The sequence below is a fragment of the Halocynthiibacter namhaensis genome (assembly GCF_000812685.1).
In the GTDB taxonomy this organism is placed as follows: Bacteria; Pseudomonadota; Alphaproteobacteria; order Rhodobacterales; family Rhodobacteraceae; genus Halocynthiibacter; species Halocynthiibacter namhaensis.
On the sequence record NZ_JWIF01000050.1, the window covers coordinates 1 to 16,551 of the forward strand.

At 54.1% G+C, this 16,551-nt stretch carries 15 protein-coding genes, 2 pseudogenes and 1 other annotated feature; of the genes and pseudogenes, 10 read left to right on the forward strand and 7 right to left on the reverse strand.

Annotation, left to right across the window (positions count from 1 at the left end):
* Nucleotides 1–70, reverse strand: a sequence feature (AL1L pseudoknot). This feature is flagged as partial in the annotation.
* Nucleotides 1–357, reverse strand: a pseudogene (locus RJ38_RS07295) (transposase); the annotation flags it as partial. (Overlaps the previous feature by 70 nt.)
* A gap of 522 nt (nt 358–879) precedes the next feature.
* Here RJ38_RS07295 and RJ38_RS07305 point away from each other — a divergent pair.
* Genes RJ38_RS07305 through arsC form a run of 3 tightly spaced genes read left to right on the forward strand, consistent with a single transcriptional unit; the run spans nt 880 to nt 2,644 of the window.
* Nucleotides 880–1,218 (forward strand): DUF952 domain-containing protein, encoded by a 339-nt coding sequence (locus tag RJ38_RS07305; RefSeq protein ID WP_039018223.1) that lies wholly within the window; start codon nt 880–882, stop codon nt 1,216–1,218.
* Nucleotides 1,215–2,297 carry a quinone-dependent dihydroorotate dehydrogenase gene (locus RJ38_RS07310; RefSeq protein ID WP_039018224.1) on the forward strand — a complete coding sequence of 361 codons (1,083 nt, stop codon included), beginning with the start codon at nt 1,215–1,217 and terminating at the stop codon, nt 2,295–2,297. The genes RJ38_RS07305 and RJ38_RS07310 overlap by 4 nt, the downstream gene beginning before the upstream one ends.
* Entirely contained in the window at nt 2,288–2,644 is a 357-nt protein-coding gene (gene arsC / locus RJ38_RS07315; protein ID WP_039018225.1) for an arsenate reductase (glutaredoxin), read from the forward strand. Before RJ38_RS07310 ends, arsC begins: the two co-directional genes overlap by 10 nt.
* Here the strand turns inward: arsC and RJ38_RS07320 are convergent.
* The 3 genes from RJ38_RS07320 to RJ38_RS07330 are packed head-to-tail and all read right to left on the reverse strand — an operon-like array spanning nt 2,641 to nt 4,943.
* Nucleotides 2,641–3,972, reverse strand: a complete 1,332-nt coding sequence (locus tag RJ38_RS07320) for an MATE family efflux transporter (protein WP_039018226.1) — start codon at nt 3,970–3,972, stop codon at nt 2,641–2,643. The genes arsC and RJ38_RS07320 overlap by 4 nt on opposite strands.
* Nucleotides 3,973–4,464, reverse strand: a complete 492-nt coding sequence (locus RJ38_RS07325) for a PaaI family thioesterase (RefSeq protein WP_039018227.1) — start codon at nt 4,462–4,464, stop codon at nt 3,973–3,975.
* On the reverse strand, nt 4,461–4,943 hold the full coding sequence (locus tag RJ38_RS07330; RefSeq protein WP_082005668.1) for a PaaI family thioesterase: 483 nt from the start codon (nt 4,941–4,943) through the stop codon (nt 4,461–4,463). The genes RJ38_RS07325 and RJ38_RS07330 overlap by 4 nt, the downstream gene beginning before the upstream one ends.
* Nucleotides 4,944–5,117: 174 nt before the next feature.
* Between RJ38_RS07330 and RJ38_RS07335 the strand changes: the two genes are divergently transcribed.
* The 6 genes and pseudogenes from RJ38_RS07335 (at nt 5,118) to RJ38_RS07360 (ending at nt 12,287) form a co-directional block, all read left to right on the forward strand.
* Nucleotides 5,118–5,507, forward strand: coding sequence for a MerR family transcriptional regulator (locus RJ38_RS07335; protein ID WP_039018228.1), 390 nt, complete (start codon nt 5,118–5,120; stop codon nt 5,505–5,507).
* 257 nt (nt 5,508–5,764) lie between these two features.
* Nucleotides 5,765–6,121, forward strand: a complete 357-nt coding sequence (locus tag RJ38_RS07340) for a MerR family transcriptional regulator (protein WP_039018234.1) — start codon at nt 5,765–5,767, stop codon at nt 6,119–6,121.
* Between the two features lie 14 nt (nt 6,122–6,135).
* Nucleotides 6,136–7,913, forward strand: a pseudogene (locus RJ38_RS07345) (acyl-CoA dehydrogenase C-terminal domain-containing protein).
* Between the two features lie 300 nt (nt 7,914–8,213).
* Nucleotides 8,214–8,849 (forward strand): glutathione S-transferase family protein, encoded by a 636-nt coding sequence (locus RJ38_RS07350; RefSeq protein ID WP_039018229.1) that lies wholly within the window; start codon nt 8,214–8,216, stop codon nt 8,847–8,849.
* A 15-nt stretch (nt 8,850–8,864) separates the two neighbouring features.
* On the forward strand, nt 8,865–10,076 hold the full coding sequence (locus RJ38_RS07355) for an acetyl-CoA C-acetyltransferase (RefSeq protein WP_039018230.1): 1,212 nt from the start codon (nt 8,865–8,867) through the stop codon (nt 10,074–10,076).
* Nucleotides 10,077–10,097: 21 nt separating this feature from the next.
* Nucleotides 10,098–12,287 carry a 3-hydroxyacyl-CoA dehydrogenase NAD-binding domain-containing protein gene (locus RJ38_RS07360; protein ID WP_039018231.1) on the forward strand — a complete coding sequence of 730 codons (2,190 nt, stop codon included), beginning with the start codon at nt 10,098–10,100 and terminating at the stop codon, nt 12,285–12,287.
* 113 nt (nt 12,288–12,400) lie between these two features.
* On the opposite strand, the gene RJ38_RS18080 is transcribed toward RJ38_RS07360, so the two are convergent.
* Both RJ38_RS18080 and RJ38_RS07370 read right to left on the reverse strand, forming a co-directional pair.
* Nucleotides 12,401–13,033, reverse strand: a complete 633-nt coding sequence (locus RJ38_RS18080) for a Hint domain-containing protein (protein WP_052245267.1) — start codon at nt 13,031–13,033, stop codon at nt 12,401–12,403.
* Between the two features lie 284 nt (nt 13,034–13,317).
* Nucleotides 13,318–14,295, reverse strand: coding sequence for a DMT family transporter (locus RJ38_RS07370; protein WP_052245268.1), 978 nt, complete (start codon nt 14,293–14,295; stop codon nt 13,318–13,320).
* Nucleotides 14,296–14,459: 164 nt separating this feature from the next.
* Between RJ38_RS07370 and RJ38_RS07375 the strand changes: the two genes are divergently transcribed.
* A complete protein-coding gene (locus RJ38_RS07375; protein WP_039018232.1) occupies nt 14,460–16,091 on the forward strand; it encodes an AMP-binding protein in 1,632 nt (543 codons plus the stop codon).
* A gap of 47 nt (nt 16,092–16,138) precedes the next feature.
* Here RJ38_RS07375 and RJ38_RS07380 read toward each other — a convergent pair.
* Nucleotides 16,139–16,551, reverse strand: a 413-nt coding sequence (locus RJ38_RS07380) for an IS3 family transposase (protein WP_039018237.1), incomplete at its 5' end; no start/stop codon positions are given.

Here is a 16,551-nt window from a genome sequence, read left to right on the forward strand (position 1 = left end):
CTCTATGATCCTCAATGAAGGAAATCATTTGCGGAACGGGCGGTCGAGCTCCGCCTGGGCAAAATATGCCGACGCCTTCTTCAGGATCTCATTGGCCTGGCGAAGTTCCTTGTTCTCTCGTTCCAATTCTTTGATGCGGTCCCTTTCTTCGGTTGTCAGGCCTGCGCGCTGACCCTCATCACGTTCCGCTTGTTGGCACCAGATACGCAGGCTGTCAGGGGAACAGCCAAGCTTGGGCGCGATCGCTTTGTGTGCGGCTGAATCGCTGGAATAATTGACACGGTTTTCTCGAAAAAGCCGAACGCCACGTTCACGCAGCTCAGTCGGATAGGCGGGGGTATGTTTCTTCTTTGTCATAGGGCTCACCTTTGGAGTGTTTTACTCTCCGGTAAAACCGGGGCGGTTCATACTGCATAACTGAAGGGAAAACAGAACACACGAGACAGCAAGACCATTGAAATGATGGAGCACAGTCAGCCCGTCAGCCGAGACACCCCGTCGAATGTCCGGGACATCTTATTGTCCGAGAAGCGGTTTGGGACTTGGTTTGCGGAAACCATCAGGGCCAGCGGCCGCGTGCGCCGCGCAAACAGGCCGGACACACGTCTGCTTCTGACCAGTGCTAAAATCAGCTTCAAATATGTCTTGCTTTGCAGCGGCTATCCACACAGGTCATTTAAGCATAAAAAATGAAGGTCAGGAAAGTCCGCATTGTAGAACTTAGCGCCTCTCACTCTTCCTCTCTCGTACATTACTTTGCCGGTTTCGAACAGACACGTCACCATCCAACGCCCCCATGATCGCCGTATAATACCGCAGTTTCCCCAAATCCAAACAGCCCCCTTGACCTCGCGAAATCTGGCGGGCATTTGAATACCCATGTATATCTACAAAATTCTACGCGCGCCTGAATGGGCAGAACTCGAATCCGCAACCGAAAGCGCCGGTGCGCCCATTGATGTGGCCGACGGATACATCCATTTCTCGACGGCTATACAGGCTGCCGAAACCGCAGCGAAGCATTTCGCAGGCGTTGACGGCCTTAAGCTTTTGGCCTTTGATCCCGCAGCTTTTGGGGCCGATTTGAAATGGGAAATCTCGCGCGGTGACGCGTTATTCCCACATCTTTACCGAAGCTTGACACTTGATGGGCTAGTTTGGACTCGGGATTTACCGCTTCAAGATGGAACACATGTTTTCCCAGAGGGTATGGAATGAAATTCGTTGAACGTGCTGGCCTGATGATGATGCGCCAGATTGATCCTGAACGTGCCCATGGGCTTGCAATCAAGGCGTTAAAATCGGGCATCGCCCCCCTGCCCGGCCGTCTTCCTGATATGCCGCGGTTGAAATGTGAATTTGCGGGTCTCAAGCTTTCAAATCCTCTGGGCCTTGCGGCGGGATTTGACAAAAACGCTGAGGTCATTGCCCCACTGCTAAACGTCGGCTTTGGCTTCATTGAGGTTGGTGCAGCCACCCCGCGCCCGCAAGAAGGCAACCCTAAACCGCGCCTGTTCCGCCTGCCTTATGATCAAGGCGTGATCAACCGATTTGGCTTCAACAACCAAGGCATGTCTGTGATTGGTGCCCGTCTTGCTGACCGCCAAGTCCATGTCGAAACCGGCCGCCGCAAGGGCATTGTCGGGTTGAACCTGGGCGCCAACAAAGACAGCGACGACCGCGCAGGTGATTTCGCACGTGTCTTGGCACATTGCGGTGCGGATATCGACTTTGCAACGGTGAATGTGTCATCCCCCAATACCGAAAAGCTGCGCGATCTACAGGGGGCTGAGGCCCTAAGCGCGCTTCTGAATGGTGTTCTTGAAACCCGAGACACCCTTAGCAAACGCATCCCGATCTTTCTCAAGATTGCGCCGGACCTGTCGGATGCAGAGATCGCCGACATCGTCGCGGTTGCCTTCGATACAGGTGTTGATGCGATCATCGCAACCAATACCACCCTTGATCGTGACGGCCTGCACGGACGGCACAAGTCCCAAGCCGGTGGTCTATCTGGTGTGCCCCTGTTTGAAAAATCGACACGAGTTCTGGCACGCATTGCCCATGAAACCGGCGGCGCGATCCCTTTGATGGGTGTGGGCGGGGTGTCATCCGCTGAAGATGCCTTTGCCAAAATTCAAGCCGGTGCATCTGCTGTTCAGCTGTATTCTGGCCTTGTTTACAATGGGCTGTCCCTTGTGAAGGATATCCGCTGCGGCTTGGACCAAATCTTGGGGTATAACGGATTTTCCAATATCTCTGAGGCCGTCGGATCGGATATCGAAAAATGGCTGTAACCGCCCAGCCAGAGATTTGGCACAACCCTCGTTGTTCAAAATCTCGCCAGACGCTTGCCTTGCTTGAGGCACGCGGATTCAGCCCTCTGATCCGTCTTTACCTGCAAGACGGTCCCGACGAAGCCACGTTGGAAGCTGTTCTGAGTGCCCTCAAAAAGTCGCCCATCGACATCATGCGCAGCAAGGATGCTTTGTTCAAGGATCTTGGGCTAAGCATCGACACGACGGACACGGCGTTGACGAATGCAATGGTCGCAAACCCTGCCCTAATTGAGCGCCCAATCGTGCGCATGGGCGATGAGGCCCGCATCGGCCGTCCCCCTGAAAGCGTGCTGGAAATTCTCTAAGCGGGCCCAACCCGTGCTTCAAGGCGCGGGTAATACCAGCCAAGTGTCACGCCACGCGCTACATTCAACACCACCAGTGCCATCCAAAGCCCGTGATTGCCCATCAATGGCATCAGTGACGCCAGCGCCACGATATAAACTGCAACCGACACCAACATCGCGTTGCGCATCTCGCGCGTCCAGATCGCGCCAATAAAAATCCCATCAAACATATAGGATGCAACGCTGATCACCGGCAGCGCGGCCACCCAAAGTAAATATTCGCGCCCAGCCGCCTGGACCTCATGCGATGTTGCCATTACATCAATGATCATGGGCCCTGCAAACCAGAACACTGCGGCCAACACAACAGACCCGATCAGCCCCCATTGCGAGGACATCACCGAAGCCCTACGCAGATCCCGGCGATTGCCTGCCCCCACGGCAGAACCGACCAAAGCCTCGGCAGAAAAGGCAAAACCATCAAGGGCATAGGCGGTGATTTCAACAAATTGCAGTAACACTTGATTGGCGGCTAAGGTCACATCCCCAAAATTCGACCCGAGCATCAAGAACGAAACGAATGAGAACGTCAGCAACACGGAACGCACCATAATGTCTGCATTCACCAACATCATATTCTTCAGGCGAACGCGGTCAAAAATGCGGGGCCAGTCGCGCCATTGGTTGCCGGAAAACGCACTGCGACATAGATATAGCCCAAGCAATAAGCCCGTCCATTCGGCGATCAAAGTGGCAATCGCCACCCCTTCCACGCCCCAGCCCAATTCCAATACGAACAACAGATCCAGACCGATGTTTAGACTGTTCATCCAAAGCTGAAGGATCAGCACGCCTTTGGTTTTTTCCATCGCAATCAACCAGCCCGTGATCGCAAAAAGCGCAATTGTCGCCGGCGCACCCCAGATGCGTATGGTCATGTATTGTCGGGCAAGGGTCTCGACCTCATCCGAGGCTGGAGACCAGTAAAACGCCCCGGCAAAAAGGAACCACTGTGTCAAAATGAAAACAAGTCCCGCCGCGCCCCCGATCATCAGGCCGCGCATCAAAAGTGCGCCGCCTTCTTTCAGATCCCCTGCCCCACGGGCTTGTGCCGCCAGCCCGGTCGTCCCCATGCGCAGGAAACCAAAGATCCAATAGATCGCGGAAAGAATGACCGCGCCAATGCCCACAGCCCCAATTGGGGCCGCAAGCCCCATCTGGCCCACAACACCTGTATCAACCAAGCCCAAAATCGGCACCGTTGCGTTGGACAGCACAATAGGACCTGCAATGGCAAGAATGCGTTTATGCGTGATTTCAGCCTGCGGTGCGCTGGCGGTGTTCACCTAGTTGTCTTTCGATGGCATAAGGAAATGCCCTGTTGCTTGGGCAAACAGCTTGCTGCGATTGTCTTGCCAAGCTTCAACATGCACCGAGGCATAACGACGGCCAGACCGATTAACCCGCGCGCGGGCATAGGCATCGCGTGGCAGGCCAGAGCGCAGGTAATCTACGGTGAAATCAATGGTTTTGGGCAGGCGGGGGAAATCGTCTGGGTCAACTTCACCATGTTCAATATCAGCCCAAAGCATGGACCAGCTAAGTTCCGTAATCGCCGTAACTTCAAGAAAGGCAGCAATCGCGCCCCCATGCAGGGCAGGTAAAACCGGATTTCCAACCAGGTCGTCCTTAAACGGCATAATACCCGTCAACTCGTCCCCACGGCGATCAAAGTGAATGCCCAGAAAGCCCGCGTATGGGATGCGCCCAACCAGCGCCTTTAAGGCACCATCACGACGTTGCTTGATAACTTGAACAGGTTCAGGCTGACGGGTCATATCACGGTCCCTTTCACCGTATCGCCGACAGTCTTCAGACGCTCTGGATCACGTGGATCATTGGCCGATGCCGTAAATGCGGCCGTCGCCGTCGCGACGGGATTTTCCATATCTTCATCATAGGCAGTTGCACGTACGAAAGCCACGGAACGGGTCACGTGGTAACATTCGGCACGACATAGAATACGCTGATGTGGCGTGGCAGACCGCATATAATCGATACGAAGATCAATCGTCGCGGTGATCGTCGCAAGTTGCGGGTGACTCATCACGGCGGCACCACAACAAGTGTCCATCAGTGCAGAAATCGCCCCACCATGAATAACGCCCGTATCGGGATCTCCAATGAAACGTTCATCGTAATTCATCGTCAATTCGGCCCAGCCATCGCCAACACCGGCAACTTGCATATCAAGTGCTTTACCATGCGGAAGGGCTTCCATGAACTGACGCGTTAGGCGGGTTTTTTCTTCATTCATCTTGCGATCCTGCATTATGCGCTTGGTGATATCTACCGACGCGCGCCAAAGCAGTGCAAGATAATTCATGAACTCCGTTGCGTGTTTTCTAGGATAACCATCTGTGTCGAATTGACTTCATGGTCAAAAACCATAGTCTGCAACGTGAACAATATCCAAATATGCGACGAGTTTATGACGACTGACGACACAACAATCCGCCTGACCTTCAAAGAAATGTGCGCGCGGTTTGAAGTGACGCCACGCACCTTGCGTTACTACGAATACATCGAATTGCTGCAGCCGGAAAAGGAAGGTCGCAGCCGCTTTTACGGCCCCACAGAAATCGCCCGAATGGTGTTGATTTTACGGGGTCGGCGATTCGGGTTCTCGTTAGAAGAAATGCGCCAATGGTTGGAACTTTACGAAACAGAAGGCACTGAAGCGCAACGCAATGAGTGGCGTGCAATGGCGGATCGACAGCTTTTGGCCCTGCGCCAGCAGCGCGTCGAGCTGGATGCGACCATTCAGGAACTTGAAGATCTCCATCGTGAAACGCTTGGGGATGCGGACAAGAAACCTTAAACTTCTGCCGATAAGCTCTTAATATTCAAAGATATAGCCTGCATTTAACGATGTATCTTTAAGCCGTTGAACACTTATTCACGATCTTTCGCACAATTTTGACGTTACGTTTCGTTTACGTGAACGTCAACTTGCGGCTATCTTATCTCCAACGCCCATGCACGTCCGGCTACAACCTGACGTGCCCGGAAATAGGAGCCCCCGTGACCGAGCTGACCGAAATCGACACACCCGAAGATTGCCGTTCCATTCGCGAGATGTGTGACGCCTTTGACGTGACACCGCGAACATTGCGCTTCTATGAGGCGAAAGAATTGCTATTCCCAATCCGTGACGGCCAAAAACGCTTGTTCACCCGGCGGGATGGCGCACGGTTGAAATTGATCCTGCGCGGGAAACGCTTTGGCTTTTCGCTTGAGGAAATCCGGCAGTTGCTCGATCTGTACAACATAGGTGACCAACAAGAAACACAGCTGACCAAAACCATTGAGGTCGGCCATGTGCGTCTGGACGCAATGATTTCCCAGCGCGACGAATTAAATCAAGCCATTGATGATCTGCGCGATCAACTGGCTTGGGGCGAAAAGCAACTCGCCGCAATGAAAACATCCTGACAGGAGACCCCGCCATGACCACCTACACTGCCCCCGTTAAAGACATGCAATTCGTCCTGCACGAACTGCTTGAGGTCTCAAAATCTGACATCCCTGGCTATGATGAACTGGAAGCTGACTTCACCTCTGCCGTGCTAGAAGAAGCCGGCAAGATTGCATCCGAAGTCTGCACCCGTTGAACGCCGTTGGTGATCAAGAAGGTTGCACTTTGGAAAACGGCATTGTGCGTACACCTACAGGGTTTAAGGCGGCCTTCGATCAAGTGCGTGAAGGTGGTTGGACCGCATTGGATTGTGACCCAGAATACGGCGGTCAAGGCATGCCATATGTGTTGAACACAGCAGTGGGCGAGATGTTCTCAGCTGCGAATATGGCGTTTAATATGTATTCTGGCCTGACCCATGGTGCATATTCAGCGATCCACGCCCATGGCTCGGACGAACAAAAGGCAAAATACCTGCCCAAAATGGTGACCTGCGAATGGACCGGGACCATGAACTTGACCGAACCCCATTGTGGCACGGATCTTGGCCTCATGCGCACCAAAGCTGATCCCCAAGGCGACGGCAGTTATAAAATCTCAGGCCAGAAGATCTTTATCTCTGCTGGCGAACACGAGATGTCCGACAATATCATCCACCTTGTGCTTGCGAAAATTCCCGGCGGCCCTGATGGCATCAAAGGCGTTTCCCTATTCATCGTGCCAAAATTCATCGTGAATGAAGACGGAACCCCGGGCACCCGCAATGGCGTGTCCGTTGGCAACATCGAGAAAAAGATGGGCATCCATGGAAACTCGACCTGTGTGATGAACTATGACGAGGCCACTGGCTGGCTGCTTGGTGAAGAACACAAAGGCATGCGCGCCATGTTCACCATGATGAACGAAGCGCGTATGGGGGTTGGTCTGCAAGGCTATGCCCAAGCCGAAATCGCCTATCAAAACGCCGTTGCCTATGCCCATGACCGCCTGCAGGGGCGCGACGTGACGGGCACAAAAAACCCAGATGGTCCTGCGGACCCGCTGATCGTACACCCTGATATCCGCCGCACGCTGATGGATCAACGCAGCTTTTCTGAAGGTGCCCGCGCCTTTACCATGTGGGGCGCATCCATGATCGACCGCGCACACCGGGCCGAAGACAAAGACGCGGATGGACTAATTTCCCTCCTCACCCCTGTGGTCAAAGGTTTCCTTACAGATCAAGGCTTTAACATGTGTGTTGCGGCACAACAGGTGTATGGTGGTCACGGCTATATCGAAGAACACGGCATGAGCCAATTCACCCGAGATGCCCGTATCACCCAGATTTACGAAGGTGCAAACGGCGTGCAAGCCCTTGATCTTGTTGGTCGCAAACTGGCCCAAGACGGCGGCAAACATGTGATGGCGTTCTTTGATATGGTGAAAAGCTTTATTAAGGAAAATGCTGACAATGGGGCCCTGAACGATGGCTTCCTTGAACCTCTGAAAGCGGCATCAAAAGACCTGCAAACGGCCGCAATGTATTTCATGCAAAACGGTATGAAAAATCCCAACCACGCGCTGGCCGGTTCGACCGACTTCATGCATCTCTTTGGGCATGTTTGCCTGGGTCTCATCTGGTCACAAATGGGTAAGGCGGCGATGGATGCCCTTGAAAACGGCGCGTCGGATACCGAATTCTATGAGAATAAAATCAAAACTGGTCGCTACTACATGGCGCGCCAACTGCCCGCCACGAAGATGCACCTCGCGCGCATCGAAACTGGCGCAGACCCAGTGATGGATCTGGCTCCGGATGCTTTTTGAGGAACCCCTGATGCGAAACATGCAAATACTTCCGCCTGTTGATGGGGCCCAATGCCTCCGGCGGGAGTATTTATCGCAAGATGAAAAAGCATCACCCCGCCACCACACGCAGACACCTGATATCAAGTCAGGCCGGGCCCGATGGCGGGGCTTCACCTTGCACGGTCATCGGCTCTCCAGCCTGTACCGTAAAGCCAGCCTCGCGCGATTCTGGTTAATATTCGGTAACGCGCGCCTTTCATCTTGCTCCAAATACTCAAATCCGGCCTTCCCAATTGACGCAACTTCGGGAGAATGCGCATGACCATCAAACTTTACTGCTTCGGCGAAAGTGGCAACGCTTATAAAGCCGCCCTCCCGTTGGAATTGTCTGGCCTCAACTGGGAAGCCGTCTATGTCGACTTTTTTAATGGCGGCTCCCGCACCGAAGAATTCCAGGAAATCAATGTCATGGGCGAAGTTCCAGCGCTTGTGGATGGGGACTTAACCCTCACGCAATCCGGTGCGATTCAGGCCTATATCTCTGAAAAATCCGACAAGTTTGCAGGCGAAACCCCTGATGAAAGACGTGAGGTCTTGCGTTGGGTTCTGTGGGATAACCACAAACTTTCGTCCCAAGCTGGCATGACCCGTTTCTTGATGAACTTCCTACCCGAGGACAAGCGCCCACAGGAAGTCATCGCCTTTTCTCAAGGCCGCCTGAAGAACGCCTATAAGACTCTGAACACCGCCTTGGAAGACCGTGACTGGCTTGTTGGCAATGGCCCAACCAATGCCGATTTTTCATGTTGCGGCTATTTGTTCTACCCGGAACCCTTCGGATTTGACCGCAGCGCCTGGCCCCATATCGATGCTTGGCTTTCCCGTATTGAGGCCCTTCCCGGCTATAAACACCCCTATGATCTCATGCCCGGCTCCCCCGCCGATCGCGCATAAAGAAAGGACACTACAATGACCGAAGCCTATATTTATGACGCATTGCGCAGCCCTCGTGGCAAAGGCCGCAAAGATGGCGCCCTGCAAGAAGTCACCGCCGTCAGCCTGTCGGCCCAAATGCTGAACGCCGTGAAGGACCGCAATGGTCTGGAAGGCCACGCCGTGGAAGATGTGATCTGGGGCAATGTCACCCAGGTCAAGGAACAGGGCGGCTGTTTGGCGCGTTCTGCTGTGCTGGCGTCGAACCTTGATCAATCTATTCCCGGCCTTGCGATCAACCGGTTCTGTGCATCAGGCATGGAGGCCGTGAACCTTGCTGCAAACCAGATCAAAGGCGGCGCGGGCCAGGCCTATATCGCGGGCGGCGTCGAGATGATGGGCCGTGTTCCCATGGGATCTGATGGAGCGGCAATCGCCGTTGATCCGACCCTCGCCATGGGCACATATTTCGTGCCGCAAGGCATATCTGCCGACCTGATCGCGACCGAATACGGGTTTTCGCGCGAAGATGCGGATGCATTGGCCGTCGAAAGCCAACGTCGGGCAAAAGCCGCTTGGGATGACAATCGTTTCGCCAATTCCGTGGTTGCGGTGCGGGACCAGAACGGGCTTTTGATCCTGGATCACGACGAATTCATGCGCCCCACGACCGATATGCAAAGCCTTGGTGCGCTGAAGGCCAGCTTTAAAGATATGGGCGAGGCCATGCCTGGTTTCGACAATATCGCCAAGCTGAAATTCCCACATCTTGAAGCGATCAATCACATTCACCACGCGGGCAATTCTTCTGGCATCGTCGATGGTTCCGCCGCGGTTCTGATCGGCAATAAGGAATTTGGCATCGCCCACGGCCTAAAACCCCGCGCACGCATCCGTGCCACCGCCAAAATCGGCACCGATCCCACAATCATGCTGACCGGCCCCGTGCCTGTGACCGAAAAGATCCTTGCGGATCACGGCATGTCCATCAGTGATATTGATCTGTTTGAGGTGAATGAAGCCTTTGCATCCGTCGTTCTGCGCTTCCAACAGGCGTTCAACGTGGATCCAGCAAAAGTCAACGTCAACGGCGGCTCCATCGCGATGGGCCACCCCTTGGGCGCGACAGGTGCGATCATCATCGGGACGTTGCTGGATGAGCTGGAACGCCGCGATCTTGAGACTGGCCTCGCCACCCTCTGCATCGCATCCGGCATGGGTGCAGCAACCATTATTGAACGCGTTTAAGCGGATCAGGGAGTTAGAGACATGACTGATTTCACTATGAAGACTGACGCTGATGGCGTTGCTGTGATCACCTGGGACACCCAGGGGAAATCCATGAATGTGATGAACCAACAGGGTTTTCTTGATCTGCATAATTTCGTGGACATGGCCCTGAAAGATGATGCTGTAAAAGGCATCGTGATCACCTCTGGCAAGCCAGGTAGTTTTGCGGGCGGGATGGATTTAAACATCATCGCCAAGATGAAAGAAAGCGCGGGCGATAACCCCGCCCAAGGTCTTTTTGACGGTGTCATGGATATGCACCGCATGCTGCGCCACATTGAACGCGGCGGCATGGATGATAAAAATAAAGGCGGCAAACCGATCGCAGCCGCCCTGCCGGGCACCGCTTTGGGGATCGGCCTTGAGATCCCGCTGGCCTGTCACCGCATCTTTGCCGCTGACAATCCAAAGGCCAAAATTGGCTTACCAGAGATTATGGTTGGGATCTTTCCAGGGGCTGGCGGCACCACGCGCCTGGTCCGCAAAATGGGCGCAATGGCGGCGGCCCCCTTGTTGTTGGAAGGCAAATTGAACGACCCTAAGAAAGCCAAAATGGCAGGCGTGGTCGATGAGGTCGTCCCGGCAAACGAGTTGCTGAGTGCAGCCAAAGCATGGATTTTATCCGCACCTAAATTCGTCAAACCATGGGATGAAAAGGGCTATAAAATGCCTGGCGGCGCGCCGTACCACCCAGCGGGCTTCATGACCTTCGTTGGCGCAAATGCGATGATCAACGGCAAGACAAAAGGCGCGTTCCCTGCGGCAAAAGCCCTGCTCAGCGCGGTCTATGAGGGGGCGCAAGTCGACTTTGACACCGCCATCCGGATTGAGGCGCGCTGGTTCACCAAGGTTCTGATGAACCCGTCCAGCTCTGCCATGATCCGCAGCCTGTTCATCAACAAAGAAGCCTTGGAAAAAGGCGCTGTGCGTCCGAAAGACGTGCCAGATCAGAAGGTCAGCAAAGTTGGCGTTTTGGGCGCGGGCATGATGGGCGCGGGCATAGCACTTGTGTCGGCGCGCGCGGGCATTGAGGTGGTTTTACTTGATCAAAATCAAGACGCCGCCAACAAGGGCAAAGCCTATTCTGAGACCTATATGGACAAAGGCATCGCGCGTAAAAAAGCCACGCCCGAAACCAAAGAAGCCCTGCTTTCACGCATCACCGCGACCGATGATGTCAACGCGCTTAAGGGCTGTGATTTGATCGTTGAGGCCGTGTTTGAAGATATGTCTGTCAAGGCCGAGATCACTAAACGGGTCGAAGCCGTCGTGGACGCGGATTGCATCTTTGCGTCCAACACATCCACCCTGCCGATCTCAGATCTGGCCAAGGCCTCGAGCCGCCCTGAACAGTTCATCGGCATCCATTTCTTCTCACCTGTTGAGAAGATGATGCTGGTGGAGATCATCAAGGGCGCCAAAACCGGTGATCGTGCAGTTGCAAAGGCGTTGGACTTTGCCCGTCAAATCAAGAAAACCCCCATTGTGGTCAATGACGCGCGCTTCTTCTATGCAAACCGCTGCATCATCCCATACATCAATGAAGGCATCCGCATGGTTGCTGAGGGTGTCACGCCCGCGCTGGTCGATAACGCCGCTTTGATGCTGGGCTTCCCGGTTGGGCCCCTGCAATTGGTGGATGAAACTTCGATTGATTTGGGCGCGAAAATCGCCCGCGCCACACGGGCCGCGATGGGGGATGATTACCCGGATGGTGCCGTCGACAGTGTGATTTTTCGGATGGAAGAATTGGGTCGTCTGGGGCGCAAGGCCAAAGCCGGTTTCTATTCCTACGATGAAAAGGGAAAACGCCTTGGATATTGGAAAGGTCTCGCCGATGAATACCCGGTCGATCAATCCAAACGCGATCTAGATGACGTCCAAAACCGTCTGATGATGGCGCAGACCTTGGAAGCTGTACGGGCGCTCGAAGAAGGCGTTCTCATGGACATTCGCGAAGGCGATGTGGCGGCGATCCTTGGCTGGGGTTTTGCCCCTTGGTCTGGTGGTCCGCTGTCTTGGATCGACATCATTGGTGCCGACAAAGCGGTTGAAATCTGTGACGCTTTGGAAGCAACCCATGGTGCGCGCTTCAAAGCCCCTGCCCTGCTGCGTGATCTCGCCGCAAAAGGCGAAGGGTTTTACGACCGCTTTGGAAATGCATCCTAAGAAAGAAGCGGGCCCTGCGACAGGCGGGGCCCAATCTTTACATTTCCGCCCTGTTACCAGCGGTTATTCCATCGGGGCCGGGGTTTATCCCCGGCCTTTTCCGTTGATAGGGTTCACGCCGCAAAGCGCGCTTCTGCAATCGGACTGAGAAAACCAAGTTCACTGTTCATCAATTGCAACAATGCGCGCGACTGCTTTGCATCCAAACGACTAAAATAGTCACTTTCCATTCCAGATCCGCAATAAATTCGCACACCACTGTTGGCGAAGACAATCTCCTCGTCTTCGAACTGTATATTGATCACCTCCACACGCTGTTTTGGAAATTGGCGAGAGATCCCACGGTATCCTTCAAATGCCTGCGCCGGTACCAAAACGGATGGCTCACCGAGAAGTTTCTCAGCCTCGGGACTCTCGATCTGAACAAGCTGTTCCACCGGCAATAACAAATCGCTACAATTCTCAAGCGCACCACCAGGCACATGAATAAAACCATCAGATGGGGTGCCCATTGACACGGGTTCGGCAAAATCATGACGCGTCGCAATGACACGCGCCATGTCGCCATCCAACGTCGCAATTCTATCCCCAACATTAAGCTGTTCCACCGGATACCACCCGTGCGGGGTCTCAAGCAATGTGCCGGCAGTCATGCCTGTCTTGGTAAAGGCCTCAGAGTTTGTCGTCTCTTGCGAAAGAATAACCCGTTCATATTCGGCAAATGCGGTTTGATTGCGTGTAAACATCGTCCTGTTCCTTTGATAACTTCCATTAATCTGAACGCGGCAGAATTGCGGCGACGACCAATGTTGGCCCCCGAAAAAAGGCGAAATCAGGTGTGGATTACGGCGTTAATGTGCCAATGACCGCAATTAGACAACAATCTAAGAACAGCAGGCCGCATTGTTGATAGCCGTTAACAAGTGTTAACAGTGCGGAAACCACAACCAATCTAAGTTAATGAAACTTAACCACTTTTAAGATACCAAGCCAAAAGATTAACAGCGCACCAGGTTTGATTCGTTTCGGGTTAACCCACCTCAGTTTGACGGGATCGCATCGCAATGATCACACCGGCCACGGTAATCAACACGAGGCCAATCATTACCCCCGCCGTTGGAACCTCGCGAAATATCAGCCAACTGAAGAATGCGGAAAAGACCAAAGCTGTGTATTCGAAAACTGCGACATAAGATGCCTCGCCGTTCTGATAACCCAGTGTCAGGAACACGATCCCCATTGCCGACCCCACGGCCTGTACCAATGTCCAAATCCAGAAGGTTTGCGTTGGCGTGCGCCATCCCCCCGACAGATACGGATCAAGCGCCAGCACATCTGGGAATACAGTCAATACACCGACCGCCAAGCCGCCAATAACGCTAAGCGTTCCGAAATATCCAAATAACAACGCCATCGTACTTTCTTTTGCACACCACTGTCGCGTGGCCACAACAGCTGTGCCATAGAATAATCCGCCAATAGCTGGCACATATCGTACCCACCCTGCCCCACCGTCCGAAGGTGCCGCGAAAGCCTGCCATGCCTCGACAGGATTATAGAAGAGAACTTCGCTGCCAGGTGTCAAAGCGAAAACCACACCGAAAAAACCCAACGCCACAGCGCCGACCCGCCAAACACCCACCTTTTGCCCAAGAAACAAAGCAGAGATCAGCAGAACAAAAATGGGGGAGGTAAACAGCCCCGCAGCAGCCGTTGCGACGCTCACAAAGCCCAATGCCCCGAAATACACGACAAGTCCCAAAGACATCGTGATCGACCGAAAAAGCACTGCCCCCACGTTTTGTGACCGCAGCGATAGGTTTCGCATCCAAGCGAACGCAATCAACATGGCCAGCATCATCAATCCACGCAGGAACAGAAATTGCCAAACGCTGGCTTCAGATTTCAGGATCGAAATGAACTGATCAACAAATGCGACCGAGGCCATGCCCAATGTAATGCAGCCAGCGGCAAGCAACGGGCGTGAGGCAGCGATATTCGACGTCATAGCAAGATCCTATGGATGAGAACGGGTTTGGTCAGACTGGGTGTCTAAATTTATGGTTTACCAGTCGCAAACAGGCTTCCCAAAACAATGCGTCGTCGTCAATACTACCAGTTACAAAATATCTAGAGCCACGCCCGACAGGCGGCTCATAAAGGGGGATGATCATGGGTTGGATGAATGATGAAACTGGGTTGGAGCGCAACGCGGCAAATTTTGTGCCTTTGACGCCCCTTTCGCATCTCGCCCGTGCAAAAGCGGTGTTCCCAAATCGCGAGGCCCTGGTCTATGGCAGTATTCGCCGCAGCTACCGTGACTATCACGCCCGCGCCAGTCAACTTGCCGCAGCGCTTGTGGCGGCGGGTATCAAATCAGGCGACGTCGTTGCCAGTTTACTGCCCAACATCCCCGCCCAAGCCGAAGCCCACTTCGGTGTGCCCGCCTGCGGCGCGGTTTTGAACACCATCAACACCCGCCTTGAAGTAGACACCATCAGCTATATTTTTGATCACGGCGAGGCCAAAGCCCTGCTGGTCGACAGCCAATTCCTGACACTTGCGGAAACGGCCATTGCGGAAATGTCCGGCCCGGCCCCCATAATCATCGAAGTCACCGATCCCCAAGCGGGTTTTCAGGCCAGCGGGCGTCACGTGGAATATGAGGATTTCATTGCCAAGTGCGCGCCTGATTTCGCTTGGGTCATGCCACAGGATGAATGGGAAAGTATTTCGCTGAACTATACGTCTGGCACCACTGGGCGGCCCAAAGGTGTGGTCTGTCACCACCGGGGTGCCTATCTGAAAACCATGGGCACGCCAATTTCTTGGGGCATGACCATGCACCCGCGTTATCTCACGATTGTGCCGCTGTTCCACTGTAACGGTTGGAACCACACCTGGATGATGCCGGCCCTTGGCGGCACGGTGGTTTGTTGTCGTGACATCACTGCAAACGCGATCTTTGACGCGATTGCGGATGAAGGCGTGACCCATTTCGGCGGTGCGCCCATCGTTTTAAACATGCTCATCCATGCCCCCGAAAGCGCGCGGCGCGACTTTAATCACGTGGTTGAGGTTTTCACCGCCGGTGCCCCGCCCCCTGCCGCTGTTCTACAGGCCATTGAGCCTTTGGGGTTCAATGTCACGCAGGTGTACGGGCTGACCGAAACCTATGGCCACGTCACGGAATGCCTGTGGGATGACACGCGTTGGTCTGATCTTGAGGGCACGGATCGTGCCGACATCAAAGCCCGCACGGGTATCTTGATGCCACATATGGAAGACATCACCGTGCTGAACCCCGACACAATGGAACAAGTGCCTTGGGATGGGGAAACCGTGGGCGAGATCATGATCCGCGGCAATTCCGTCATGAAGGGTTATCTGAAAAACCCCGAAGCCAGCGCCAAGGCCTTCGCTGGCGGGTATTTCCATTCCGAAGACGTAGCCATCCAACATGACGACGGCTATATCCGCATCACAGACCGCGCCAAAGACATCATCATTTCCGGCGGCGAGAATATCTCATCCGTTGAGGTCGAAGGCGCGCTGATGCATCACCCTGCCGTACTTCTCTGTGCCGTGGTCGCCAAACCGGACGAGACCTGGGGCGAAGTCCCCTGCGCCTTCATCGAGCTGAAAGAAGGCGCATCCGTCACCCCCGATGAACTCCGCAGCTTCACCCGTGACCGTCTGGCTGGCTTCAAATGCCCCAAAGCCTTTGAGTTCGGAGAACTGCCCAAAACATCAACCGGTAAGATCCAGAAATTTGAATTGCGGAAGCAGTTTGAGGAGAGCTAACCGCTGAAATGGTCTTGTCCCGCTTACGTTCCGGTCTCTGAACTCATTTATGCGGCCTTTCGCTCAAAAGCCAAGGGACTTTTCCCGCCAAGCGATGAGTGGCGACGGCGCGGGTTATAGAACCCGTTGATATACTGGAAGATCGCGCCTTCAGCCTGACGGCGTGTGTCCCAACGGTTGCGCCAAATCAGCTCAGCCTTAATGGATTTGAAGAACGTCTCGACCATAGAATTATCATAACAATTTCCCTTGCCGCTCATCGAGACCTTGAAGCCGTGCTTGGACAAGCGCTTCTGATACTCATTTGAGCAATATTGTGAACCACGATCCGTATGGTGAATGCAATCCTCCGGTGGTTGGCGCAAAGCAACGGCCATATCTAACGCCCGGATTGCCAGATCCTTCTTCATGCGGTTACTGATAGCCCATCCGATGACGCGGCGAGAATACAGGTCAAGGA

Coding starts and splice junctions, on each gene's coding strand:
- RJ38_RS07305 (WP_039018223.1), top strand. CDS start 880: ATGTATATCTACAAAATTCTACGCGCGCCTGAATGGGCAGAACTCGAA.
- RJ38_RS07310 (WP_039018224.1), top strand. CDS start 1,215: ATGAAATTCGTTGAACGTGCTGGCCTGATGATGATGCGCCAGATTGAT.
- arsC (WP_039018225.1), top strand. CDS start 2,288: ATGGCTGTAACCGCCCAGCCAGAGATTTGGCACAACCCTCGTTGTTCA.
- RJ38_RS07325 (WP_039018227.1), bottom strand. CDS start 4,464: ATGACCCGTCAGCCTGAACCTGTTCAAGTTATCAAGCAACGTCGTGAT.
- RJ38_RS07330 (WP_082005668.1), bottom strand. CDS start 4,943: ATGAATGAAGAAAAAACCCGCCTAACGCGTCAGTTCATGGAAGCCCTT.
- RJ38_RS07335 (WP_039018228.1), top strand. CDS start 5,118: ATGACGACTGACGACACAACAATCCGCCTGACCTTCAAAGAAATGTGC.
- RJ38_RS07340 (WP_039018234.1), top strand. CDS start 5,765: ATGTGTGACGCCTTTGACGTGACACCGCGAACATTGCGCTTCTATGAG.
- RJ38_RS07350 (WP_039018229.1), top strand. CDS start 8,214: ATGACCATCAAACTTTACTGCTTCGGCGAAAGTGGCAACGCTTATAAA.
- RJ38_RS07355 (WP_039018230.1), top strand. CDS start 8,865: ATGACCGAAGCCTATATTTATGACGCATTGCGCAGCCCTCGTGGCAAA.
- RJ38_RS07360 (WP_039018231.1), top strand. CDS start 10,098: ATGACTGATTTCACTATGAAGACTGACGCTGATGGCGTTGCTGTGATC.
- RJ38_RS18080 (WP_052245267.1), bottom strand. CDS start 13,033: ATGTTTACACGCAATCAAACCGCATTTGCCGAATATGAACGGGTTATT.
- RJ38_RS07370 (WP_052245268.1), bottom strand. CDS start 14,295: ATGACGTCGAATATCGCTGCCTCACGCCCGTTGCTTGCCGCTGGCTGC.
- RJ38_RS07375 (WP_039018232.1), top strand. CDS start 14,460: ATGGGTTGGATGAATGATGAAACTGGGTTGGAGCGCAACGCGGCAAAT.